Source organism: Winogradskyella damuponensis, from assembly GCF_039538385.1.
GTDB lineage: Bacteria > Bacteroidota > Bacteroidia > Flavobacteriales > Flavobacteriaceae > Winogradskyella > Winogradskyella damuponensis.
Map to the genome: position 1 here is coordinate 507,086 of NZ_BAABCB010000018.1, position 24,544 is coordinate 531,629.

Below are 24,544 nucleotides of genomic sequence, written 5' to 3' on the forward strand. Positions count from 1 at the left end.
AATTATACAGACCTAATTCAGTCCAACTATTTATAAAATAAGAATATCTTTGCACTCAAATTATTATAAAATGCCAAAGAGAGAACGGAATAAATTTGTAAAGCGCGGACAAATCATTGAGATTTTAATTGAAGATTACGCTTTTGGTGGCAAAGGTATTGGTCGTATTAGAAATGAACATGGAGAATTTGTTGTTTTTGTTCCTAATACATTACCTGGTCAATTGGTAAAAGGACAGGTAAAAAAGACGAGTAAAAAGTATGCCGAATGTAAACTTTTTGAAGTCTTAAAACCATCGGAAGATGAAATAGATATGCCTTACCAAAGCATTCCTGGTGCTCCTTATATTAATTTACCTATTGAAAAGCAGCACGACTATAAAAAGCAAAGCACCTTAGAGTTATTTAAGCGCATTGGTAAAGTTGCTGATATTGAAGCTAAGTTTGACGAATTTGTAAGCTCTCCAAACACATTTCATTATAGAAATAAAATGGAATATGGTTTTTCTGCTATTGGTTATAATCACGAATTAAAAACCGATGTCGATGAATTTACATTAGGATTCAAAAAACGTGGTACATGGTGGTGTGGTGATGATCTTAAAAAAGATTCTGGTTTATTTGATGCTGAATTTGAAAACCGCCTAAAAGACATCAAAGCCTATTGCGTAGACACCGGATTAGCCCCTTGGCATCCTCCCAAAAGAGAAGGCTTTTTTAGGTATTTTGTCGTTAGAAAATCTTTTAAAACCAATCAATTACTTTTTAATTTAGTTACAACGTCTTACGATTTACCAGAGTTTGATTTAGATAAATTCGCGAATTATTTAGTCGAATTATTTGGCGACCGTGTTGCTGGTTTATTACATACCATTAACGACGAAACTGGAGATCGAACAATTGCTACAACCGGAAGTATTTCTCTAGTGTATGGTGATGATAAAATTGTTGAAGAATTATTAGGCTTAAATTTTGAAATCAGCATGAAAAGCTTTTTTCAAACCAACCCTAAATGTGCTGAAAAGTTATATTCTAAAGTGGTCGATTATGCTTTAGAAAATAAAGACGCCATTGATAATACGGTGGTCTTAGATTTATTCTGTGGTACAGGAACTATTGGTCAAATTATAGCTAACAAATCTGATAACACTAAAATTGTTGGAGTGGATATTGTGGCTGCTGCTATTGAAGACGCTAAAGAAAATGCCAAACGAAATAATATTGAAGGTTTAAAATTCTTTGCTGCAGACGTTGGTAAATTTTTAACAGAACATCCTGAATACACTAATAAAATTAGAACGATTATTCTAGATCCTGCGAGAGCCGGAATTGCACCAAAAACTCTTAAAAAAATAATAAACCTAAATGCAGAACGTTTGGTTTATGTATCTTGTAATCCGGCAACACAAGCCAGAGACACAGAACAATTAATGGAGTCTGGTTACACCATTAAAAAATTAAGTTTGGTAGATCAGTTTCCGCATACAGCACATATAGAAACGGTTGTTTTGTTTGAAAAAGGTTAACTTTTTGACTTGTTTCTGATAGTGATTACACCTTCGTAAGAAGCCAAATTGAAAAAATAACTTATATGCTATATGCATTTCGCAATTATTAAATAAACGAATCAACACGATTCTATGAAAAGATTATTTCAAAAAAAATATATCATCCCATTTGTACTTAGTTTAATAGTTATAACGACTTTACAAAACTGTGAACGCGATGATATTTGTGCTGCCACAACTTCCACGACTCCGCGATTAGTTATAGAATTTTATGATATAGATAATCCTGAGAGTTTAAAAAATGTCCCTAGACTTACAGTTTATGGAGAAGGTCAAATATTAAATGAGGATGGCCAAATTATAGAACCCATAGAAGCCTCTGATAAAATTATAGAAGATTACGTTAATGAGAGTTCTTATGTCTTTAATGTAAATACAAATAAAATTGGGCTACCTTTAAAAATAGATGACGGTCTAAATAACGAAACTATTACCACACGATATATACTAGAAAAAGACACTAACCAACGTATAGATGCTACTGGAGAATCTAACACAGACATTTTAGAAATCACCTATAAAACTGAATTTGTATATGTTTCTAGAGCTTGTGGTTACAAAAGTATCTTTACAGAATTAAGCGTTACTAGAGACACTGATAGTGAGCCATGGATTGCCAATATAGAAATAGAAGAAACCATAGAATTAACTGTAGAAAATGAAAATACAACACATGTTCGCATCTATCATTAGAAGCGTTATTATCTTGCTGTTGTTATCTACAATAGCAATTGCGCAAGAAAAGAAAAAAACAATTAACGATACTTTAATTTACAAGCAAAAGTATGGCCTTAGACTTGGCGCAGATATAAGCAAGCTAGCGAGTTCTTTCATTGATGACAATTATACCGGTTTTGAAATTACAGGAGATTATCGCCTCACCAAGCGCATTTACATTGCTGGGGAAATTGGTAACGAAGAACGTACACTCGAAAATGATTTTATGAACACCACTACAAAAGGGAGTTATTTTAAAGGTGGAGTTGATATCAATTTCTACAAAAATTGGCTTGACATGGAAAACATGATTTATTCTGGTTTCCGTATTGGTGCGAGTACTTTTAGCAGTACTTTAAACAATTATACAATTTACGATCCTAACAACCAGTATTGGGAACAACAATATTATGTAGAAGAAGGAGAAGAATTTAAAAGCTTAACCGCACTGTGGGCAGAACTTCAAATTGGATTAAAGGCGGAATTATTTAACAACTTTTTTGCAGGTGTTAACATTCAACTTAAGTTCTTAATTTCTGAAACTGAGCCTGACAATTACGAAAATCTTTATATCCCTGGTTACAACAGAACTTTTGACAGTAGCAAATTTGGAGGCGGCTTTGGGTTTAACTTATCTTATTTAGTTCCTATTTTTAAGAAGGATAAAATTGTGATTCAAGAAAAAGAAATTGAAGAGTAGCTGTTAGAAAAATAAAAGAATTTTACCCTATCTACAATTCGGTAAAAATCCCTATCTTTTCTTTATCAAATTCTTTCATATGGATAAAGAAGCTATTGCAGATTTAATTGAAGCTAAATATTCCGAATTAATCACTTGGCTCGAAAACCAACCAAATGACTCTTGGACTCAAGGGCCTGAAGGGAAATGGACCACAGGGCAGCATGCCCTTCACTTATTACAAAGCATAATCCCATTAAACAATGCTCTAAGTATGCCTAAATACTTACTGCGTTTTAAATATGGTAAAGCCAATAGACCTGTAAGACCATATGCCGCTATAGTAAAACGTTATCAAGAACGCTTATCAGAGGCTAAAGGCAAAACAAATAAAAGTTCTAAGAACCTAAAAACACCTACTTTGGCAGATAAGCAATATCTTTTAAACCGCATACAAACTGAAGAAAAGAAATTACAATATAAAACAAGACGCATAAGCGACAAAAACTTAGATACCGTTGTGTTACCACATCCTTTAATGGGAAAAATGCCTGTTCGAGAAATTATAATGTGGACTGCTCATCATGTTGAGCATCATACTGAAATTTTAAAAACTAAGTATTCAAATTTACAGAGCTAGACACTTTTTAAATACTCTAAAACATTAGTTTCTATTCTGTTTTGAATATCACTAACATCTCCTTTTACAAACGCATCACCTGTAATATTCTCATACAACTCAATATAACGTTCGCTTACAGACTGAATATACGCATCAGTCATTACAGGAACAGTTTGTCCTTCTAAGCCTTGAAAATCGTTAGCAATTAACCATTGTCTCACAAATTCTTTAGATAATTGCTTCTGTGCTTCACCTTTATCTTGACGCTCTTGATAACCATCTGCATAAAAATAACGTGAAGAATCTGGTGTATGAATTTCATCTATCAATACAATTTTTCCGTCTTTAGTTTTTCCAAATTCGTATTTGGTATCCACTAAAATTAATCCACGATTTGCAGCAATTTCTGTTCCACGTTGAAATAATTTTCTTGTATAATCTTCAAGAACAATATAATCCACTTCAGAAACAATGCCTTTTTTCAAAATATCTTCTCTGGATATATCCTCATCATGGTCACCCATTTCAGCTTTTGTTGCAGGTGTAATAATCGCTTCAGGAAATTTATCATTTTCCTTCATGCCTTCTGGCATTTCAACTCCGCATAACATTCGCTTTCCTGCTTTATATTCTCTAGCGGCATGACCAGACATATATCCACGGATTACCATTTCTACCTTAAAAGGATCACACAAATGACCAACAGCCACATTAGGATCTGGTGTAGCCAACAACCAATTAGGGACTAAATCTTCAGTCTCCTTCATCATTTTAGTCGCAATCTGATTTAAGATTTGGCCTTTGTAAGGAATCCCTTTAGGCATCACCACATCAAAAGCACTAAGACGATCTGTGGCAACCATAACCAATTGTTCATCATTAATATTATAAACTTCTCTTACTTTTCCTTTATAAACACTCTTCTGATTCGGAAAGTTGAAATTGGTATCTACTATGGTGTTCATTTAATCATCATTTAGTTGTGAGCTACAAATGTAATTTCTTTACTTGGGTCAAACAATAAACTCCATAAAAAAAGGAGAAATAAACTTTCTCCTCTTTAATTTAACTTTTATGTGGTTTATCTTATTTAAACCTAATATTATAAGTTGCTCCAATTCCTACAGCTTGGATATCTATATCGTTTTCTGCAAATGTATTTTGATAATAAGCGTAAAAATTCCAATCGCGATTATGGTAACCTATTTGTGGATTTACATAAAGTCCACCTTCATTGTCATCTACTCCGGTTAAAAAACCATAACCTAAATCGGTGCCAAAAAACAAGCCATCAGGCGTAAAATAATAACGAATAAATCCTGCAAGTGGAACGATTCCGAAATCATCATTCTCATCTTTTCCAAAATAATTAGTGTAACCAGAAGCTAATCCAATTCCTAAATTAGGATTAAATAAGTATTGTCCCCTCAAATCTACACCTAAAGCAAACGATGACGCTTCATCTGCATCACCTACTGGTATGCCTGCTGTTAAACCTGCTTTAAGCCAAGAATTGTCTGCATTTAAATCGATGTCTTCTTCTTGAGCAAATAATGGACTTAATCCTAATGTAATTCCGATAATTAAAAATACTTTCTTCATGTTGTTGTAAGTTTTTATTATACCGCAAATTTAAACTAGGTTAACCGCTAAATATTTATATGATTTCTACTAAATTTTATACAATTAAAAGCTAAAAACACATAACAACCTCACTTACAACACATTAATACACTACTCTCTATTTTCAATACTTTTATAAGCTGCAATCACCTTCTTAACCAGCTTATGGCGAATCACATCTTTATCGTCTAAATAAATCATACCAATACCTTCAACATTTTTCAACACTAAAAGGGCTTCTTTTAGTCCAGAGATGGTACGACGTGGTAAATCTACTTGTCCAGGATCACCTGTAAGTAAAAACTTGGCGTTCTTGCCCATTCTGGTTAAGAACATTTTCATTTGGGCATGTGTGGTATTTTGGCCTTCATCTAAAATAACAAAGGCATTATCTAGAGTTCGCCCTCTCATAAAGGCTAAAGGTGCAATTTGTATCACGCCTTTTTCTACATAGCTCTCTAATTTTTCTGCTGGAATCATATCGCGCAAAGCATCATACAACGGTTGCATATATGGATCTAACTTTTCCTTTAAATCGCCAGGTAAAAACCCTAAGTTTTCACCAGCTTCAACAGCAGGACGTGTTAAGATAATACGTTTAACTTCTTTTCTTTTTAACGCTTGTACAGCCAAAGCAACTCCTGTATAAGTTTTACCAGTTCCCGCAGGTCCAATAGCAAAAACCATATCATTTTTTCGCATACTTTCTACCAACTTACGCTGATTTGCTGTTTGTGCTTTAATGAGCTTTCCTCCTACACCATGCACTATAACCTCATCGCTTCTAGTTGATGTTGTATAGTCATCACTACTTTGACTTGTAAGCACGCGCTCTATAACGTTTTCATCGAGCTTGTTATACTTTCCAAAATGTTTCATTAACATGGTCATTCTACGATCAAACTCTTCGAGTAAATCTTCATCTCCGTAGGCCTTTAATTTGTTACCTCTAGCAACTATTTTAAGTTTAGGAAAGTACTTTTTAAGAAGTTCAATGTTAGTATTTTGCGCTCCGAAGAATTCTTTTGGAGATATTTCTTCGAGTTCTAGGATCAGTTCATTCAAAAGCGAGCTATATTTAGTGTGTTAATCTGTTTTCTTTTCTTAATTTTGTAATTCTTGTGTATACACACAAATCTAGTAATTTTACAACCACAAATCATAAAAAAATATCAACAATCAATCCATGGCTATAATCACTTTAACGACTGATTTTGGAGAAAAAGATCACTTTGCTGGAGCCATAAAAGGAGCTATTTATAGCGAGCTTGAGCAGATTAATATTGTAGATATATCGCATTCCATTTCGCCTTTTAACATTTCTGAAGCGGCTTATATTATTCAGAATGCCTATAGCAGTTTTCCTAAAGGAACGATTCACTTAATAGGAATTGACTCTGAGTTAAGTCCTGAAAATAAGCATATTGCAGTCAAATTAGATGACCATTACTTTATATGCGCAAACAACGGCATAATGAGTATGATTTGCGCGGAAATCGCGCCAGAGAAGATTGTAGAGATTAATATACACGATAGAGTGGAAACTAATTTCCCTGTATTAGACATTTTTGTAAAAGTAGCTTGCCATATTGCACGTGGTGGCACACTTGATGTCATAGGAAAAGTTATTAACACTATTAAGCCAATCAAAAATTTAGTTCCGTTTGTTAATGATGAGTACAACCAAATTATTGGCACTGTGATTTATATTGATAATTACGGAAATGTTGTCACTAATATTAAACGTAATTTTTTTGAAACGGTTCAGAAAAATAGACCGTATGAAGTTTTTGCTCGCAATAAACGGTTTAATAAAATCTACAATAAATTCAGTGATCTAATTGATTTTACAAAAGAAGAATCTAAACGCGATGTTGAAGGTAAAGGCTTAGTTGTTTTTAATTCTTCAGGATATTTAGAAATTGCAATTTATAAAAGCAACCTTACTACTGTAGGAGGTGCTTCTACTTTAATGGGATTGAAAACTATGGATACTGTGACGGTTAATTTTGGAAGCCCTTCATCAAATCTACCATAGCAGAAAAATATTTTCATCAGAAAGAATCTAAGAATTATAATAAAATTATGTTAGTAAGAATTGTAAAAATGAGTTTTGAACCGTCAAAAATTGAAGAATTCTTGGCTAATTTTGAAACAGTAAAACAAAACATCAGGAACTTTGAAGGTTGTCAGTTTTTAGAACTTTATCGCGATCAGAATAAAACCAATATTTTTTTTACTTATAGCTACTGGAGTTCTGAAGACGATTTAAATAATTACAGACATTCCGAATTGTTTAAAGACATTTGGGCAAACACAAAACCAAAATTCAATGCAAAACCTGAAGCTTGGAGTGTCGATAAATTGACGAGTTTAAATTGATAAACTTTAATTTGAAATATAAATTAAAATGTCATTGCAAGCTAAACGTTGCAATATTTTAAATTTAAAACGAAATATAAACAGATTACTACGTTACATAAATAGCGTAAGTAATGACGAGAACTAACGATATAATATGCTAGCAATCTTAAAAAAAGAAATAAACACCTTCTTCGCTTCACCAATTGGTTATTTGGTTATTGGCGTCTTTTTATTACTCAATGGGTTATTTCTATGGGTATTTAAAGGTGAATTTAACATATTAGATAATGGACAAGCCTCTTTATCATCATTCTTTTTACTCGCGCCTTGGATTCTTATTTTTCTAGTCCCAGCAGTAACCATGCGTAGTTTTAGTGATGAGAAAAAACAAGGCACTTTAGAGTTATTGGTTACCAAACCTATTTCTCATTTTCAGATTGTATTAGGAAAGTATTTTGGTGCTTTTGCGCTTATTTTAATGGCTTTAATTCCAACTTTCTTATATGTTTATACAGTGTCTCAATTAGGAAATCCAACAGGGAACCTTGATATGGGAAGCACTATTGGCTCTTATTTTGGCTTATTGTTTTTAGTTGGCGCTTATACTGCCATTGGTGTGTTTGCTTCTACCCTTTCTGATAATCAGATTGTAGCATTTATCATTGCTGTTTTTATATGTTTCTTTTTCTATTTCGGGTTTGAAGGCCTATCTAATTATAACATATTAAACAATTTAGTTTACATGGAAAACCTAGGCATGTCTGCTCATTACAATAGTATGAGTCGTGGTGTTATTGACACGCGAGATTTAGTGTACTTTATAAGTATTGCCTTAGCTTTTTTATTATTTACAAAACTCAGAATTCAAAAACAATAATATGATAATCACTCCTTTATTAGTCATTTTCTTAATTGTCGTTTTTGTACTCCTATTTTTATTTTTAAATACTGTTGACAAACGCAAATGGCTCTCGGCTATAATAAGCTTAGTGCTTACACCTTTTGTGTTTTTCTTTATGTTTTATCCTTTTCTAAATATTATTAGTAGTTACCATCATCAAAAATATTTTAATAGTGAAGCTTGGATAGAAGAACCCGCTTTGCGTTATGAGATGATTGATAATATTATAAAAACAGATACGTTAATTGGAGCTTCAAAAGCTAATGTTAAAACTCTTTTAGGAGAAGTCGAATGGTTGTCTTGGGATGATGCTCAAAACACACATGATAACAACAAATGGAATTATGGACTTGGCATAGAACCTGGCGCATTTAATGATAAAAAAGAATGCGTAGAAATCACATTTAAAAATGATAAAGTCATATCTATACGACCGTATCAAGAAGAAATAACTTTCGAGAATGAAAAAAAATAAATCTATATTATATATTGTTGCTATTATTGCAGGACTCATCATTGTAAATGCAATTTCGAGTTCGGTTTATCAGCGTTTCGATTTAACTAAAGATCATCGTTATACACTCTCAGATGCTTCAAAATCATTGATAAGCGATTTAGACTCACCTTTAATTATAGATGTTTTTTTGGAAGGTGATTTTCCTTCTGAATTTAGATTACTTCAATCAGAAGTAAAACAACTTATAGAAGAGTTTCAGTTAGAATCCAATCAAATATTCATTAATTATATTGATCCAATTGAAGATGAAACTACACGTCAACGCTATATTGAAGAATTAACAAATGCAGGATTAGAACCATACATAAACACAGATAACAGCACAGGAAAAGTAACTCAAGATATTATTTTCCCATGGGCTTTTGCTAGCTATAAAGGTGAAACCCTTAAAATTCCACTTTTAAAACGAAGCATTACACAAGGGTTACAAGAACAAATTAATAATTCAGTACAAGCTCTAGAATATGCCTTTGCCGACGGTTTTAGTAAATTGGTAAATGCAAAATCAAAAAAGGTTGCTATTTTAAAAGGGAATGGTGAATTAGATGACATTTATATAGCTGACTTTCTAAAAACGGTGAAACCGTATTATAATTTAGCGCAATTTACCTTAGATAGTGTGGCTACCAATCCACAAGGTACATTAGATAAACTTAAAGACTACGATTTAATTATTGCGGCAAAACCAAGTATTCCTTTTACCGAAAATGAAAAATTAGTTTTAGATCAATACACCATGAATGGAGGTAAAAGTCTATGGCTTACAGAGTCTGTTATAATGGACAAAGACAGTTTATATAATGCGACAGGAACAGGAGTATCGATTATACGTGACTTAAACATGAATGATTTTTTCTTTAAATATGGCGTTAGAGTAAATCCTACTTTAGTCAAAGACCTCTACTCTGCCCCAATTATGTTATCTATAGGAGAAGGTAGTGAAGCACAAATGCAACCTATTCAATGGCAATATTCACCTTTAGCAGCATCAAATCCTAAACATTCAATCACCAAAAACTTAAATTTAGTAAAGTTTGATTTTGCAAGTCCAATTGATACCTTAAAAAATAGCATCAAAAAATCTATTTTACTACAGAGTTCACCAAAATCTAAAACAGAAGGTGCACCAACATCTATTTCTTTAAACAATGTCACTAAAGCACCTAACGAAGCAAGTTATAACTTAGGTCCTCAAAATTTAGCGGTATTGTTAGAAGGTGAATTTTCTTCAGTTTATGACCAACGTGTTTTACCTTTTAAAGTAAATGATTTTAAATCTAAAAGTAAGGCGACAAAAATGGTTGTGGTTTCAGATGGTAATGTGATAAAAAATGAAGTCATAAAAAATAGACCCTTAGAATTAGGCTTTGATCAATTCACCGGAAAATCATTTGGTAACAAAGAATTTTTACTAAATACAGTTAATTACCTTTTAGACGATACAGGACTTATAAACATTAGAGCTAAAGAAATTAATGTCGCTTTTTTAGATGCAGATAAAATAAAAGACAGTAAAGGCACATGGCAATTTATTAATATTGCTTTGCCACTCATACTTTTAGGTCTCTTTGGTTTTGTATTTAATTATTTGAGAAAACGTAAATACACGTCTTAAAAACCTGTTTTTAATGCAATAAAATACGACTTTAATTAGTAGAATTTGTTAATAAGTTTGTTTTAAAAAACCCTTCTATTAAGATATATTTGTAATACCAATTAAAAGTATAAAATACATATATTCAGCATGAAACCTCTAATCTAACAAGGTTGAGTTTTATCTTAAGAATTCAATTTAAGATGTTCCATGTAACGAATTAAAAACAATTAATATAAAACACATGAAATTCATTGTTTCAAGCACCTATTTATTAAAGCAACTTCAAGTATTAGGAGGTGTTATTAATAACAGTAATACACTACCTATTTTAGATAATTTCTTATTTGAACTTAGCCAATCAAAATTAACGATTTCGGCGAGTGATTTAGAAACAACGATGTCTGCTACAATAGATGTTGAAAGTGATTCTGAAGGCAGCATTGCCTTACCTGCAAGATTACTTTTAGATACCTTAAAGACATTTCCTGAGCAACCTTTAACCTTTGTTGTTGAAGAAAATAATACGGTAGAAATTAGCTCTAATCATGGTAAATATGCTTTAGCTTATGCTGATGGTGCAGAATTTCCAAATGCAGTTTCTATTGAAGATGCTAGTACAACAACTATTATGGGAGACATCTTAGCAACAGCGATTAGCAAAACAATTTTTGCTGCTGGTAATGATGACTTAAGACCTGTAATGAGCGGTGTGTTCTTTCAGTTTTCTCAAGATAATTTAACCTTTGTTGCTACTGATGCGCACAAATTGGTAAAATATACTAGAAAAGATGTGAGTGCTACTGAAACAGCAGAATTTATTATGCCAAAGAAACCTTTAAATCTTTTAAAAGGTATTTTAGCAGGAAGTGATGATGATGTATTGGTAGAATACAACGAATCTAATGCCAAGTTTACTTTTGAAAACTCGGTATTAATTTGCCGTTTAATTGATGGAAAATATCCGAATTACGAAGCGGTAATTCCTAAAGAAAATCCAAATAAATTAGTAATTGATAGAACACAATTTTTAAACTCTGTACGTCGTGTTAGTATTTTCTCTAACAAAACCACACACCAAATTCGTTTAAAAATTGCCGGTGCCGAATTAAATATTTCTGCTGAAGATATTGATTACTCTAACAAAGCAGAAGAGCGTTTAACTTGTGATTATCAAGGAGACGATATGCAAATAGGTTTTAACTCGCGCTTCTTAACCGAAATGATAAACAATTTAAACTCAGATAACGTTCAGTTAGAAATGAGTTTACCAAACAGAGCTGGTATTTTAACACCAATTGATGGTTTAGATGAAGGAGAACATGTTACTATGTTGGTGATGCCTGTGATGCTAAATAGTTAAACTGATAATAATTTTGCTATTTATAATAATTACTTATTAAAAGACTCACTATAATGGTGAGTCTTTTTTATTCTTAAAAAAAAAGGCTCATCACTAATAGATGAACCTTAATATTATCGTTTTTTCAGAAAAACTTATTCATCATCTGAAGTCAGATATAAAAAGGCGCCTTCAAAACTTCCTGTTATGTCTTTACCATCTGCTCGTGTAAAGCTAAACGATAAACTAATAGCCTCCACAGCGTAATCTGTAACTGTAATACTACCATCAACGACTCTTAAATCTGAAGTTCCATCTCCTAAATAAAATTGACTCACTCCATTTTCAAAGTCGGCACCAATAAAATCACCATCAACAATAAACTCTAAACTTGAAATTTCTGATAAGTTGTAAGTTCTATTAGGTGTAAGATCCAACGCATTAATTCGAGCCGTAAATAAATCCACATTATTAATTGTCGTCCCGTTAATAGCAGCTGTTATTTCTGCCTCAGTTTTATTGCTTACACTTAAATATACATAGTGACCTATTGAAGCAGGTTCTACAATGGCTGTTTTCATTTCATAAACCGATGCCCCTACTGTAATATTGTTTTCGTTTTGAGAGCCTGAATTATCATCATCAGATGAACAAGACACACTTAAAATAACTAAGATTGCGAATGTAAAACGTTTTATATGTTTCATATATTAGAATTTTAAAAAGTTAGAAAAGGCCCACTTTTTACAATGGACCATTTCATATTAATATTAAAATATGGACTTATTTTTTAAGGAATTTTTGAGTTGCAGTATTGGTATTTGTTTGTAACTGCACCATATATAAACCACTTGGTAATTGCGATACATCAACACCATTTACTACCGAATTAGTTTCCTTTACTAATTGACCGTTTATGTTGAAAATAGCCAGACGTTCTATCTGTGCTCTTGTACTAATAAACAATCTGTCACTTACAGGGTTTGGGTATAATTTCAATTTTGAAATAGAATTTTCATCCTCAAATCCTAAGGTAGAATTATACTCATAAGCACCTAAATCTATAGTGCTATTGAAAAATCTGTCGTTCCCAGATAAATCAAAACTTGCAAAAATTGCTGTGTCATAATACGTATTATCTCCTTGATCTATGATATAATTTGAAGCCGTCGTTGGTTTGTAATCACTATCTAAATTTAAATGATCCGTTGATGGATCTAATTGCGTAATATCTAAAGCGTTATAAGTACCTGAAGTTGCAGCTGATGTAACCTGCGCTACAGCGTTGTAAACATTAATGGTTTGGCTATCACCTTCACTTGTTTTACTATTTTCAATATCTACCGTACTGAATTGGTTTACATTATATTTATTTTGCCAAAAAATACTATTTCTTGTTTCAAGACGAATCCATCCACTTCCACTTACATTAATAACGTGTTCAACGGAAGCATAGTTGTTAACGTTATTTACAATTGTAGCATTATTTAAATAGTGAACTATACTTCTGTTACCATTAGAAGCTGAACTTCTTCTAAACCAAATTGCACCAAAATCTGAATTATACGTATTATCTGTAAATAGAATATTTGACCAATGAGACGTTAACTCATCTGAATTTGAGGCACTATGCTCTACTAAAACAACACCATTATTGGTCGCATTGTTGGTTATTGCTACATTCTCAACCACCAAGTCTCCAGAAAATTTTCTCCAATCTAATAGTAATCCTGCACTGTAATTTTCTGAAATCCATGTATTTTTTAAAGTAAAATTGGTAACATTGGTATTAGTTGCGATAACTGGACTAGACCCAGAGGTATAAGCGTTCTGAAGTACAAAACCATCAAAAATGACATTATCATCTTCAAGACTTACTAATGTTGTGGCATTATCGGTTTTATTAGTTGTGAAATCACCTTCAATATCATCACCATTAATATCTCCAGAAATAATAGTAGCATTATCGGTAAATACTTTAGTTAAATCACGATCTGCTAAGGTTAACTCAGTACCATCAAAACCACCATATATTTTTAAGTTTTCGAAATCTAATCTTAATACTGTAGCAGCTGTTGCTGGAGTATATACACCACTAGACACCCAAATTTCATCATTTAATAATGTATTATTTAATGCTTCTTCAATGCTAGTAAAAGCATCTGTCCAAGAGCTTCCGTCATTATTTCCAGAGGCATTTGCATTAACATAATACACTGTAGGAATACAATTTTCACTATAGTTTGTGGTTGCATCTTTAGTCCAACCATTATCATACACACCTACTTGGTTTGGTGTATATCCTGAATCTATTTGTACACATGTTAAATCAGGATTATTATATACCTTCATATATACAAAATTAGAATTATTACCATTAGCCACGTTTAAGCTAGTAAGTTGATTGTCATATATCAACAACTGATTTATTTGAGGGTAGGCACTAATATCAAACGTTGTAAATTGATTAAAAGCAGCGTGAATCCTAGTTAAATTAGGGTTATTGCTAATATCTAGGCTACTGATTGAATTATCTTGAAAATCTACAGCAGTAAGCATTGTGTTATTAGTAATATCTATACTTGTTAAGCTATTACTTGCCACAATTAAATCAGTTAACATTGTATTATTAGAAACATCAATACTAGCTAAATTATTATCGTTTGCTATTAATGTATTTAAATTTGAATTCGTGATAAGTATAATTGATGAGATGGAATTATCACCAAAATTTAAATCTGTTAAAGCCGTTAAATTTGTAACATCTACATTTGTTAAACTGTTATCACTACAATTTAAATCAATAAGGTTAGTATTTAAACTTACATTTAACGTAGATAAGCTATTATCGCTACAATTTAAAATCTCAAGACCAGTTGCACCTTGAAGATTTAAATTTAAAATATTATTTGATCTGGTATTTAAAGTTGTTAAGGTTACTAAATTTGAAACATCTAAACTCGTTAAACTGTTATCTTCAGCATCTAAAGTTGTTAAAGAAGTGCCCTGCACGTTCAAATTACCAATATTATTTTCTTTACAATTTAAATTGGTAAGCCCTGTAATAGTTGACACATCTAAAGCGGTGATTGTATTATCACTACAATCTAATGCGGTAAGATTAATAAAAGCTTCAATACCTGTTAAATCTGAAATTGCCAAACTACTTACATCTAATGTTCCGGTAACCGCCTGAGCTTCTGCAACAGATATTTCTTGATCATAATCTGTGTTAATTGCACTGTTGTCAACTAAATAAGACTTAAAATTAGCATCTGGTATAGTTACGTAAGAAATACTTGTACTGCAATCTTCTACGACTCTAGTTTCTAGATCTCTAGTCCAACCCACATCATACAAACCTACGTTAGACGGTGGTACAGTTCCAGCATCTACTTGAATACAAGTAAGATTAGGGTTATTATAAGATTTCATGTATATAAAATTAGCATTGTTGCCATTAGCTAAATTTAATTCTACAAGCTGATTGTTTTGGCAATGAACTTGATTTAATGTTGGAATGTTACTAACATCTAATTGGGTTATTTGGTTATCTGCACAATGTAATCGTGTTAAATTAGTGTTATTACTAACGTCTAAAGATGTTAGGCTATTTGAATACACCTCTAATATGGTAATATTTACAAAGGCTTCAATTCCTGTTAAATCTGTAATTCCAAGTCCTGTTGCCGATATAGTTCCTGTAAAAGCTTGTGCTTCTGCCACAGAAATTTCAGAATCACTATTGGTGTTAATGGCTGCGTCTGCTAATAAATAGCTTTTAAAATTAGCGTCTGGAATGTTTACGTTTTGGGCCATAGCCGAAAACATACCCATGCATAAGCAGGTTGTAAATAAGAGTAATTTTTTTTTCATGGTTATTTTGAATATTAAAATTAATGGAATACAAAACAATTGCTATTCCCTAGATTACCAAGTTGTATTTTTCTGAAACTCCATTATTTTTTTCTGAATAAAAAAAGAGCCTACATTTCGTAAACTCTTTTAAAATATGAAAGCAAATATCTTTCAGATATTATTCTACACAAGCAATATAATTACCATAAGGCGCCTTAATTGTGCCTCTATTTATACCGTTGAAATAGGAATCTCCATACTGCCCTCCACCTGTATAATCTCGTCTTAAAATAAACTCATATAGCATACATTGTCCATCTGAATTTTTCTGAACAACTGCTCCTACAGCCCATTGGTATAAAGGTACTCCCGTATCTTTATGTTTTACAGTAGACCAAGTATTCGATGTAATATATTGATGCGTATTACTCATACTATGCTTACTGTAATACGAATCTAAACCTTTAACTGCAATGGCTTTTAAAGCTTCATCTTTATCTAAGACACCAACATCTGGCAGCTTAATATTTTTTCTTTTTTCCAGCTCTTCTTCACTTATTTTTTTATTCTTCTGTTTAATAAGAGGCTTATCTAATTTATCCTTTAATTTTTTAAAAAATTGTGCATGTGAAGGCTGTGCTGCACCTATAAAAATTATAGTTAAAAATATAAATAGCTTTTTCATTTTTTAACATGTATTAATTATTCCTTTATCGTTTTAATTGGCATTTTCACAGTTCATTTTTTGTCCGTAAGGCATTTGTCCGTGTATAATTCCACCAAACTCGGAATTCCCATAACCACTACCGTCATAATATTGCTTGATTAAAAAGCCTTGTAAATAGCAGTCGTTATTTTTATTTTTCTCTGTAAAAGCTCCTTTTATCCAACGGTACAAAATGTGTCCTGTATATTTGTTTTTTACAACACTCCAGTCGTTAGATTCTATGTTCAATTTTAAAAGTTTAGCACCATCTTTTTCAATAGTTTTAGACACATTTTGTTTAGCAAAGTTTACTAACGAGGCTTTACTATTCATTGCTCCTGCTTTTGGCATTTTTATAGCATCCATCGTTGATTTTGCAGCGGCATCATAATTAGCTTTTAAGGTTGCTTCAAACTCTTGCACAATTGGTTTTGCTTTTTCTAGCCAGTCTACATGAAATTGTTGTTCGCCTTTACCAATCACGTTTAAAATGGTAATATCTTTTTGATGCATATATGATGGTACATTAAATGCGTGTCCCCCTTGATGCGATGCTGCATATATGACAAAAACATCTTCTGCAATGAGCATACCTCTAACTAATATTGGCATACCAGTACCAAGCTCTAAAGTTTGTGATCGGTCTGCACCTACTTTGGTTGTAAACATTCCGGATACCAACTCATAACCAATATAACCTTCTGGTGACATGGCTTCTAATTCTGGTGTGGTTAAAAAACGTAACCAAGCATATTCTGGATCTTGTGCTGGTAATAAATCGACGTTATCACCCATATCAGTCAATTGGCGTCTTAATTTTACACGATCTACACCAACTGCACTCATGCCTTTTGTCATTGCAAAAGGATACGACATGTATAAAAATTCAGCACTTACACTAGAAGCTGCTTTAGGCTTGTTAGCTTCAGCTTCTTTTTGTTTTTTCTCCAGATATTTTTGATAGTATAAATCTTGCTTCGCTTGGTCGTTAGGATATTTTTTTGCTAATTCTGCTATAAATTCTTCATCGGTATATTCGGTTTTAGATGAATTTTGATTGGCTGTTGCTGTATCACCAACCATTCCGGTAGCATTTGTTGTTTGGGAAGATGATGTGCTAGTGTCTTCGTCTTTCGTTAACTTCTTCTCAACTGCGGCTTTAGCTTTCCTTTTTAGCATTTTACCCAGTTGTGCATGTGTTGTAGTATAGCACATTGCTAAAACCAATAATAAAATTATTTTTTTCATAAGAATTGTGTTTAATAGACTTCAAAATAAGGTCCTAAACAGCCATTCTTAATTGTTTTTTTTCTAAAACTGAGGATTTTTTTTCTGAAAGAAATTCAAAGATTCTAAGGGAATCACATAAATGTTTCTTTGATGACTTCTAAAAACTGATCGCGTTTAGATTTTGAAATTGGAATGCGTTTTTGATTATTCATGAGTAAATAATCACCGTCGTCTTTCACCAATTCGTCTACATATTTTAAGTTAATTAAATACGAACGATGACATTTAAAAAACATGGTATTTCGCTCTAATTGTTCTACAAAATGCTTTAACGGTTTACAAATGGTTTTTTGTTTGCCATCCATAAGCTGTACGTTAGTGTACATACCATCAGCTTCAAAATAAACGATATCGTTGTGTGAGGCAAACATGATGCCTTTTGGAATTTCTAAAGCAATTTTATCCATAGACAATTGCTTTAACGAGTCGCGTAACCGGTTTAATTGATCATTAAGATTATTAGCTTTTATAGCCTCTTCTGCTTTGGTAACAGCATCTTTTAATTCGGTAGTATCTACAGGTTTTAACAAATAATCGACTGCAGATAATTTAAACGCTTCAATGGCATACTGATTATATGCAGTAACAAAAATGAGTTTAAAATCTACCTGATTTGGGAAATATTCTAAAATATCTAATCCCGATTGATTAGGCATTTCAATATCTAAAAATACGACGTCTGGTTTTGTTTTTTTTATTAAATCTACACCTGTTGCTAAATCTTGCGCTTCATTAATACTTGTAATATTAGTGCAATGTTCTGTTAGCAAGTTTGCCAGTAAATGTCTGGCGCGTTTTTCGTCGTCTATAATTATCGCTTTCATTGGTCTTTTAAATTGGCATTATAATAACTACTCTCGTTCCTAAAGCAGTATGACTTTCATCGTATAAATCTTCTATGGCAATAGTGATATCGCGTTTCAACTTGTTTTTATACAAATGCACACGCTCTTCATTGGCTTTAGTTGCAAAAGGTTTGTGCTGGTTTGGACGTTTTAATTTTTCGGATTGCTCTCTGCCTATTCCGTTATCTTCAACAGTTATTTGAAGTTTATTTTGTTGCACAACTTTAGCGTCAACAGTAAGGTTTCTATAACCTGACTTATGTAATAACCCATGTTTTAAGGCATTTTCAACATAAGGTTGAATAAACAATGAGGGCACTTTTATCTGATTTGTGTTTAACAGATTATCCACAGTAATATGGTATTCTAACTCGTCTTCAAAACGCACTTTTTCTAATTCTAGATACAATTTTAAAGCGTTTAATTCTTCTTCTAAAGTAATTTCGTTTTGCTGACTGTAGTCTAAATACATCCTAATTAATCGACTAAACTTCACTAAATATGAGCTTGCTAGCTCTTTTTCGTTAGATACAATATAATCTTGAATGGAATTTAACGCATTAAAAATAAAATGGGGATTCATTTGAGAGCGTAGATTTTCTAATCTCAAATTGGTGATTTTTTTATCGATTAAAATTTTATCGATTTCAGTAATGCGTTGTTCTTCTTTTTGTTGTAATCTCCACCTAAAATACAGCCAAACCAATCCAAAAACAGTCACTAGAACTAAAGCATAAAACCAATAGGTTTCCCAAAAAGGCTTAGCAATAACAAACGTTAAAGGCATCGCAAAAACAGCATCTTCTGCACTAACGTTTTGCGCTTTAATTTCCACCTCATAGGTGCCACTAGCCAAACTATTAAAATTAACAGCATTGGTGTTTAACGGGACCTTCTGCCAACTAGAATCTAATTGTTGTACGCGATAGTGATAGTTGACCTGTTTATTGGATTGAAAACCATTAGAATTAAAACGAAGTCCAATTTTATTTAAATAATACGGTAAATTGTATTGCGATTGCACAATGGTATCGCGATCGTTAATTTGCACAGCTTCAATTTCAATTTTTGAAGTATTAAAAGTTTTAAATAGACGTTCATCTTTTGGCAGTAAATAAAGTGCTTGAGGCAAACTGACAACAATAACATCTTTGAGAACCAGAAAATTGTTAACTGCTGTGTTCAGTCCATCTTGGCCATTCAAAGATTGTAAGGTTTTAGTGACCGTGTTAAATCGAAATAACCCAGAATCTGCTGAAATCCACAAATCATCACCATCGGATTGTATGGCGTTGATCAATACATCGTCTGGTAATTGGATGCTAGCTTTACTTAAAATCTGATTCTCAAAGGTCATTAAGCCATTATGCTGAGTTGCGAGCCAAACTGCTGAACTCGAATTGCTCATGGCATTTACTATTAAACTATGGCCCTGAAACTGAATTTCGTTTGAAGAAAACCCATTTAAATCATATTGAAATAATCCGTCGATATAAGAAACAAAAAGTTTTCTTTGCGAAACCACTGAAGCCTTTACTCTACTAGAACGCAGGATGCTTTTCTCTTTAGAATGATAAGGGTTGTTATAAACGATACCTTCCTTATAATTACCATAAAATAATAAAGTATCATTAAGTTTAGAAATAGCTTTGGCTACAGAAAATTTATTAATAGCATCCGTTATTTTATCGTTTTTCAGGTTTACAACATAAGATTCTGAGGCATTAATACTTACAATGAGTTGCTGATTCTGAGCATCATAAAATAGATTACCAATAATTTTTTGTCCAGGTAATTGTAAGGTTTTAAATCGCTGAAGCTGGTCGTAAAACAATAATTGACCATCATTTGTACCTAATACAAATCGGTTATTTTCTAACGCACAAGATGCCGTAATTTTAGATTTTGTTGGTGCCAATGCAACGTGTCTAATATTTAAGTTTGGAGATACAAATACACCATTATCTAAAGTTGCAAACCAATAATTGTTATTAAAATCTTTTTCCACATCCGTTATCGCTTCAGCAGGAAAAAGCTGTTCTTTAAAAATAAATTCTTCATTTCTAAACTCATAAATAAAAACACCTGAAGTCGTTAAAAACCAATACTTTCCATCTAAATTTAAGAGGTTATAAATTATCTGATTCTTTAATTGATGAGGGGTTTGAAGTTTAACAGAAGTGTCGTCAGATTTATGTATCAAATAGATGATATTTCCTTTGTTACTCTTATGCGTTAAGAAGACGTCTTTTTGAAACGCATATAATCTAGGGGACTGAATACGACCTACGCTATCGACGTCTAATATTCTTACAGTAGACGCACCATTGAGTTTATAAACACGATGTTTCTCTAATTGTTGTTCTTTATTAATAATAAAGATGTAATTACTTCCCAAACTATTGGCATTGCTAATACATATCCCATCAAAAATCTTCGTGATTTTTTTAGTGGTTTTATTAATATCATATACACCTGTAACAGTAAACAAGCGGATATTATTTTCATAAATAGCGTATGCCGCTAATTGTCCGTTTACCAATTGACTTGCATCTAAAAATAAATGTAATTGATTGTTTTCTACAAAAAATAACTGTCCGTAAACATTATTACACCATATGTTTCCATCCCTATCTTCTTTTAACTGAAATAAAGAATTTGCTTTTTGATCGGGATGGCTATAACGTTGATACGATTTCCCATTATAACGAAATAAGCCTTTATCTGCAGCCAACCAAATGTAGTTATCATCGTCTTCCAAAACATCATAGAACTCTACATCGGGAAGCGAAGAAACATCTGCCATGTTTTCTAACACAGGATTCTGAGCATAGCTCAATACCACTAAAAATAGTAAAGTAATTATTGATATTTTGGTCTTCAAATTATACATAATATCTTGTACAATTCACAAACTTAAATATTTAATTATTTAAATAAACGGCGATTCTTCTGTAACCTAGTGATTTTTTTCTAAAAACAAAAAAACGCTTACATTGCTGCAAGCGTTTTCACTTCATCTCAAATAATCTAACTAACTAATAAAATTAAGAGATAACGGATAGCTAGGTAATTCACCATTACTAGCTTTTATAGCATTTATTATAGGCATTACAAATGCCAAAATGGCAACTAATATTAAGGTTAAGATTCCCAACCCAACAACGAAGATTAACGGAATACTAATTATAGAATATATGAGCATGCTTAACTGAAAATTCACTATAGATTTTCCATGAGCATCCATGCCATCAACTTGTTCTTTCTGTGTAGCCCAAATAATTAATGGAGCTAAAAGTCCACCGAAACCTGTCACATAAGTTAGTAATTGTGACAAATGTGTAATGACTAATAATTGATTGTCTGTACGTTTAAGCGTGTGATAATTTGATTCCATGATTAATGATTTTACACCTATAGGACGCAAACAAATTAAAAATGTTACAGCCTAGTATTCAAATTGGTAAAAAGTACAATTTCCTTTCCCTTTTTTTATACCTTATATATAATATAGTTTCCAAGTAGCCACATTTAGAAAGCGCTTATTAATTCCATCCAAAAACTAGAATTAAAATACATTTAAGTTAGATTGATCCAAACCACTTAATCTTTCGACAACAGTTGTAGTACTCCTAAAATAACCTAAGAAATACTATTACTTTTTTAAGATTATAGTAGTCCTTAAATAAATATGAATGTCTATTTTGTAAGATTTTTCATTTACCATCAATCATTTTGGGCTTAAAAAACAAATAATTCATATTTTTTTTTTCGATTTACTTAAAAGAAAACTAACCTAGAGTTTACGATTTTAAAAACCTATTAATCAACAAAATAAAGTGAAAATAAAGCCACACAACAATATGCATTTTAACGGTAAAATAACCTTTTTATCGCCTTTATTTGCATTTTATCGATGATTAAAGCATTTTATCGAATTTTATTTTGTTCCTTTGTGAGCTCAAGTTAACAAATAAAAAAGAAAAATGAATCTTCGATTTTCCACTGTTCTTAAAATTACAATTATCTTTTTTTGTTTTTGTTTATATACAAATGCACAAGTAGGAATTGGTACCACTACTCCTAATCCTTCTTCAATATTAGAAATTGAATCTAGCACTCAAGGTTTACTTATTCCTAGAGTAGAACTTACTAGTACTAATGACGTATCCACTATTACAAGTGGTAACGTAGAAAGTCTCTTAGTTTATAACACGCAAACCATAAATAATGTTGAACCAGGCTACTATTATTGGGATAGTAGTGAATGGGTTCGTGTAGCTGCAGGCTCTAATGTAGATAATCAAAAAATTACAAATTTTAGTGTTATAGGATCTAACCTGAGTATTACTTTAGAAAATGGTAATACTGCTTCCGTACCATTAGCTGATATTATTGGAAATACAGATAGCAATATTGCGAATACAAACTTAACGTTAGATGCTAATAGAACCTTAACAACAGGTAACTATGATTTAAATATAGATGCAAACACCTTAGTTATAGATGGTAGTGCAAATGAAGTAGGTATAGGTGTAAGTAATCCTACAGCGAAATTAGACGTTAATGGAACAGCTAGAATTAGAACTGTAGATAATGGAGCTGCAACTGATAATATATTAACGAGAGATTCTAGTGGAAACATTCGTCGTAGAACAGCGGCTGAAATTGTAGCTGCTGGTGGCGGAAACAATGATAACATTTATGCTACTAATGGTACAATTACTGGTAATCGTTATGTAAACCAAGGTAATTTCGATTTAAATTTCGATTCAAGCACCTTAGTAATAGATGGTAGCGACAACGAAGTTGGTATAGGCATAAACAATCCTTCAGCTAAATTAGATGTCAACGGAGATGCTAGGATAAGACTAGTCAATATCGGAGCGGATACTGATTATGTATTAACTAGAGATTCCAGTGGAAATATTCGCCGTAGATCAGCCGCTCAAATAGTAACTGCAGGTGGTGGAAACGACGATAACATTTATGCTACTAATGGTACAATTACTAGTAATCGTTTTGTAAACCAAGGTAATTTTGATCTTAATTTTGATTCAAATACCTTAGTAATAGACGGTAGCGCTAACGAAGTTGGTATAGGCATAAACAGCCCAACTGCTAAATTAGATATCAACGGAGATGTTAGGATAAGAACAGTAAATAACGGAGCAGATACTGATAATATATTAACCAGAGATGCTAGTGGTAATATTCGTCGTAGAACGGCTGCTCAAATTGTAGCTGCTGGAGGTGGAAGTGATGATAACATTTATTCTACTAATGGTACTATTACGGCAAATCGCTATGTATCTCAAGGTAACTACGATCTTAATTTTGATTCAAACACCTTAGTAATAGACGGTAGCGCTAACGAAGTTGGTATAGGCATAAACAGCCCAACTGCTAAATTAGATGTCAACGGAGACGTTAGGATAAGAACAGTAAATAACGGAGCAGATACTGATAATATATTAACCAGAGATGCTAGTGGTAATATTCGTCGTAGAACAGCTGCTCAAATTGTAGCTGCAGGTGGTGGAAGCGATGATAATATTTATTCTACCAGTGGTACAATTACTGGAAATCGTAATATCACTCAGAATAACTACGATGTCAATTTTGATGCCAATACTTTAGTAATCGATGGTAGTGCAAATGAAGTTGGTATAGGCATTAATAACCCTACTGCCAAATTAGATGTCAATGGAACAGCTAGAATTAGAACTGTAGATGATGGTGCAGCAACAGATAATATCTTAACTAGAGATGCTAGTGGTAATATTCGTAAACGTACAGCGGCAGAGATTGTAGCTGCTGGTGGCGGAAGCGATGATAATATTTATTCTACTAGTGGTACAATTACTGGTAATCGTAATATCACTCAGAATAACTACGATATTAACTTTGATGCCAACA

21 protein-coding genes are annotated in these 24,544 nt (G+C 32.3%); 11 read left to right on the forward strand and 10 right to left on the reverse strand.

The features are described from left to right. Nucleotides 1-70 precede the first annotated feature (70 nt). The 4 genes from rlmD to ABD730_RS10885 all read left to right on the forward strand — a co-directional run bounded on the left by rlmD (nucleotide 71) and on the right by ABD730_RS10885 (nucleotide 3,603). Nucleotides 71-1,525 (forward strand): 23S rRNA (uracil(1939)-C(5))-methyltransferase RlmD, encoded by a 1,455-nt coding sequence (rlmD, locus tag ABD730_RS10870; RefSeq protein ID WP_334466594.1) that lies wholly within the window; start codon nucleotides 71-73, stop codon nucleotides 1,523-1,525. 114 nt (nucleotides 1,526-1,639) lie between these two features. Next, a complete protein-coding gene (locus tag ABD730_RS10875) occupies nucleotides 1,640-2,260 on the forward strand; it encodes a DUF6452 family protein (protein ID WP_334466597.1) in 621 nt (206 codons plus the stop codon). Beyond that, a complete protein-coding gene (locus tag ABD730_RS10880) occupies nucleotides 2,226-2,984 on the forward strand; it encodes a DUF6048 family protein (protein ID WP_344714513.1) in 759 nt (252 codons plus the stop codon). Before ABD730_RS10875 ends, ABD730_RS10880 begins: the two co-directional genes overlap by 35 nt. A gap of 79 nt (nucleotides 2,985-3,063) precedes the next feature. Continuing rightward, nucleotides 3,064-3,603, forward strand: coding sequence for a DinB family protein (locus ABD730_RS10885; protein ID WP_344714516.1), 540 nt, complete (start codon nucleotides 3,064-3,066; stop codon nucleotides 3,601-3,603). Here ABD730_RS10885 and ABD730_RS10890 read toward each other — a convergent pair. From ABD730_RS10890 to ABD730_RS10900, 3 genes are all read right to left on the reverse strand, one after another. Further along, complete coding sequence (locus tag ABD730_RS10890) at nucleotides 3,600-4,550, reverse strand: phosphoribosylaminoimidazolesuccinocarboxamide synthase (RefSeq protein WP_344714518.1); 951 nt, start codon at nucleotides 4,548-4,550, stop codon at nucleotides 3,600-3,602. The two genes, ABD730_RS10885 and ABD730_RS10890, sit on opposite strands and share 4 nt — an antisense overlap. 121 nt (nucleotides 4,551-4,671) lie before the next feature. Continuing rightward, the gene (locus ABD730_RS10895; RefSeq protein WP_334466610.1) at nucleotides 4,672-5,187 is read right to left on the reverse strand and encodes a hypothetical protein; all 516 of its coding nucleotides are present in this window, start codon (nucleotides 5,185-5,187) and stop codon (nucleotides 4,672-4,674) included. 132 nt (nucleotides 5,188-5,319) lie between these two features. Next, the gene (locus ABD730_RS10900; protein ID WP_344714520.1) at nucleotides 5,320-6,273 is read right to left on the reverse strand and encodes a PhoH family protein; all 954 of its coding nucleotides are present in this window, start codon (nucleotides 6,271-6,273) and stop codon (nucleotides 5,320-5,322) included. A 121-nt stretch (nucleotides 6,274-6,394) separates the two neighbouring features. Here ABD730_RS10900 and ABD730_RS10905 point away from each other — a divergent pair, with 121 nt between their 5' ends. From ABD730_RS10905 to dnaN, 6 genes are all read left to right on the forward strand, one after another. Beyond that, nucleotides 6,395-7,246 (forward strand): SAM hydrolase/SAM-dependent halogenase family protein, encoded by an 852-nt coding sequence (locus ABD730_RS10905; RefSeq protein WP_334466618.1) that lies wholly within the window; start codon nucleotides 6,395-6,397, stop codon nucleotides 7,244-7,246. Nucleotides 7,247-7,293: 47 nt separating this feature from the next. Then, the gene (locus tag ABD730_RS10910) at nucleotides 7,294-7,590 is read left to right on the forward strand and encodes a putative quinol monooxygenase (protein WP_334466622.1); all 297 of its coding nucleotides are present in this window, start codon (nucleotides 7,294-7,296) and stop codon (nucleotides 7,588-7,590) included. A 136-nt stretch (nucleotides 7,591-7,726) separates the two neighbouring features. Continuing rightward, the gene (gene gldF, locus ABD730_RS10915) at nucleotides 7,727-8,449 is read left to right on the forward strand and encodes a gliding motility-associated ABC transporter permease subunit GldF (protein WP_344714523.1); all 723 of its coding nucleotides are present in this window, start codon (nucleotides 7,727-7,729) and stop codon (nucleotides 8,447-8,449) included. Nucleotide 8,450: 1 nt separating this feature from the next. After that, complete coding sequence (locus ABD730_RS10920) at nucleotides 8,451-8,948, forward strand: hypothetical protein (RefSeq protein ID WP_344714525.1); 498 nt, start codon at nucleotides 8,451-8,453, stop codon at nucleotides 8,946-8,948. After that, nucleotides 8,935-10,605 carry a gliding motility-associated ABC transporter substrate-binding protein GldG gene (gene gldG / locus ABD730_RS10925; protein ID WP_334466631.1) on the forward strand — a complete coding sequence of 557 codons (1,671 nt, stop codon included), beginning with the start codon at nucleotides 8,935-8,937 and terminating at the stop codon, nucleotides 10,603-10,605. Before ABD730_RS10920 ends, gldG begins: the two co-directional genes overlap by 14 nt. A 223-nt stretch (nucleotides 10,606-10,828) precedes the next feature. Further along, nucleotides 10,829-11,947: a DNA polymerase III subunit beta gene (dnaN, locus tag ABD730_RS10930; RefSeq protein WP_334466634.1), complete on the forward strand. Its 1,119-nt coding sequence runs from the start codon at nucleotides 10,829-10,831 to the stop codon at nucleotides 11,945-11,947. Between the two features lie 134 nt (nucleotides 11,948-12,081). On the opposite strand, the gene ABD730_RS10935 is transcribed toward dnaN, so the two are convergent. From ABD730_RS10935 to ABD730_RS10965, 7 genes are all read right to left on the reverse strand, one after another. Then, nucleotides 12,082-12,633, reverse strand: coding sequence for a hypothetical protein (locus ABD730_RS10935; RefSeq protein ID WP_344714528.1), 552 nt, complete (start codon nucleotides 12,631-12,633; stop codon nucleotides 12,082-12,084). A gap of 76 nt (nucleotides 12,634-12,709) precedes the next feature. Continuing rightward, nucleotides 12,710-15,802, reverse strand: a complete 3,093-nt coding sequence (locus ABD730_RS10940; protein ID WP_344714530.1) for a T9SS type A sorting domain-containing protein — start codon at nucleotides 15,800-15,802, stop codon at nucleotides 12,710-12,712. A gap of 160 nt (nucleotides 15,803-15,962) precedes the next feature. Beyond that, nucleotides 15,963-16,469 carry a hypothetical protein gene (locus tag ABD730_RS10945; RefSeq protein ID WP_344714532.1) on the reverse strand — a complete coding sequence of 169 codons (507 nt, stop codon included), beginning with the start codon at nucleotides 16,467-16,469 and terminating at the stop codon, nucleotides 15,963-15,965. Between the two features lie 33 nt (nucleotides 16,470-16,502). Then, complete coding sequence (locus tag ABD730_RS10950) at nucleotides 16,503-17,738, reverse strand: hypothetical protein (RefSeq protein ID WP_344714534.1); 1,236 nt, start codon at nucleotides 17,736-17,738, stop codon at nucleotides 16,503-16,505. Nucleotides 17,739-17,851: 113 nt separating this feature from the next. Continuing rightward, the gene (locus tag ABD730_RS10955; RefSeq protein WP_344714536.1) at nucleotides 17,852-18,604 is read right to left on the reverse strand and encodes a LytR/AlgR family response regulator transcription factor; all 753 of its coding nucleotides are present in this window, start codon (nucleotides 18,602-18,604) and stop codon (nucleotides 17,852-17,854) included. 7 nt (nucleotides 18,605-18,611) lie between these two features. Continuing rightward, a complete protein-coding gene (locus ABD730_RS10960) occupies nucleotides 18,612-21,518 on the reverse strand; it encodes a sensor histidine kinase (RefSeq protein WP_425583537.1) in 2,907 nt (968 codons plus the stop codon). Nucleotides 21,519-21,659: 141 nt separating this feature from the next. Next, nucleotides 21,660-22,022, reverse strand: a complete 363-nt coding sequence (locus ABD730_RS10965) for a DUF4870 domain-containing protein (RefSeq protein WP_344714542.1) — start codon at nucleotides 22,020-22,022, stop codon at nucleotides 21,660-21,662. 589 nt (nucleotides 22,023-22,611) lie between these two features. On the opposite strand from ABD730_RS10965, the gene ABD730_RS10970 reads away from it, so the two are divergent. Beyond that, nucleotides 22,612-24,544, forward strand: a 1,933-nt coding sequence (locus ABD730_RS10970; protein ID WP_425583538.1) for a beta strand repeat-containing protein, incomplete at its 3' end; no start/stop codon positions are given.

Bases quoted from the DNA above. Each gene is read 5' to 3' on its own strand.
- rlmD (WP_334466594.1), top strand. From the start codon at position 71: ATGCCAAAGAGAGAACGGAATAAATTTGTAAAGCGCGGACAAATCATT.
- ABD730_RS10875 (WP_334466597.1), top strand. From the start codon at position 1,640: ATGAAAAGATTATTTCAAAAAAAATATATCATCCCATTTGTACTTAGT.
- ABD730_RS10880 (WP_344714513.1), top strand. From the start codon at position 2,226: ATGAAAATACAACACATGTTCGCATCTATCATTAGAAGCGTTATTATC.
- ABD730_RS10885 (WP_344714516.1), top strand. From the start codon at position 3,064: ATGGATAAAGAAGCTATTGCAGATTTAATTGAAGCTAAATATTCCGAA.
- ABD730_RS10890 (WP_344714518.1), bottom strand. From the start codon at position 4,550: ATGAACACCATAGTAGATACCAATTTCAACTTTCCGAATCAGAAGAGT.
- ABD730_RS10895 (WP_334466610.1), bottom strand. From the start codon at position 5,187: ATGAAGAAAGTATTTTTAATTATCGGAATTACATTAGGATTAAGTCCA.
- ABD730_RS10905 (WP_334466618.1), top strand. From the start codon at position 6,395: ATGGCTATAATCACTTTAACGACTGATTTTGGAGAAAAAGATCACTTT.
- ABD730_RS10910 (WP_334466622.1), top strand. From the start codon at position 7,294: ATGTTAGTAAGAATTGTAAAAATGAGTTTTGAACCGTCAAAAATTGAA.
- gldF (WP_344714523.1), top strand. From the start codon at position 7,727: ATGCTAGCAATCTTAAAAAAAGAAATAAACACCTTCTTCGCTTCACCA.
- ABD730_RS10920 (WP_344714525.1), top strand. From the start codon at position 8,451: ATGATAATCACTCCTTTATTAGTCATTTTCTTAATTGTCGTTTTTGTA.
- gldG (WP_334466631.1), top strand. From the start codon at position 8,935: ATGAAAAAAAATAAATCTATATTATATATTGTTGCTATTATTGCAGGA.
- dnaN (WP_334466634.1), top strand. From the start codon at position 10,829: ATGAAATTCATTGTTTCAAGCACCTATTTATTAAAGCAACTTCAAGTA.
- ABD730_RS10935 (WP_344714528.1), bottom strand. From the start codon at position 12,633: ATGAAACATATAAAACGTTTTACATTCGCAATCTTAGTTATTTTAAGT.
- ABD730_RS10940 (WP_344714530.1), bottom strand. From the start codon at position 15,802: ATGAAAAAAAAATTACTCTTATTTACAACCTGCTTATGCATGGGTATG.
- ABD730_RS10945 (WP_344714532.1), bottom strand. From the start codon at position 16,469: ATGAAAAAGCTATTTATATTTTTAACTATAATTTTTATAGGTGCAGCA.
- ABD730_RS10950 (WP_344714534.1), bottom strand. From the start codon at position 17,738: ATGAAAAAAATAATTTTATTATTGGTTTTAGCAATGTGCTATACTACA.
- ABD730_RS10955 (WP_344714536.1), bottom strand. From the start codon at position 18,604: ATGAAAGCGATAATTATAGACGACGAAAAACGCGCCAGACATTTACTG.
- ABD730_RS10960 (WP_425583537.1), bottom strand. From the start codon at position 21,518: ATGTATAATTTGAAGACCAAAATATCAATAATTACTTTACTATTTTTA.
- ABD730_RS10965 (WP_344714542.1), bottom strand. From the start codon at position 22,022: ATGGAATCAAATTATCACACGCTTAAACGTACAGACAATCAATTATTA.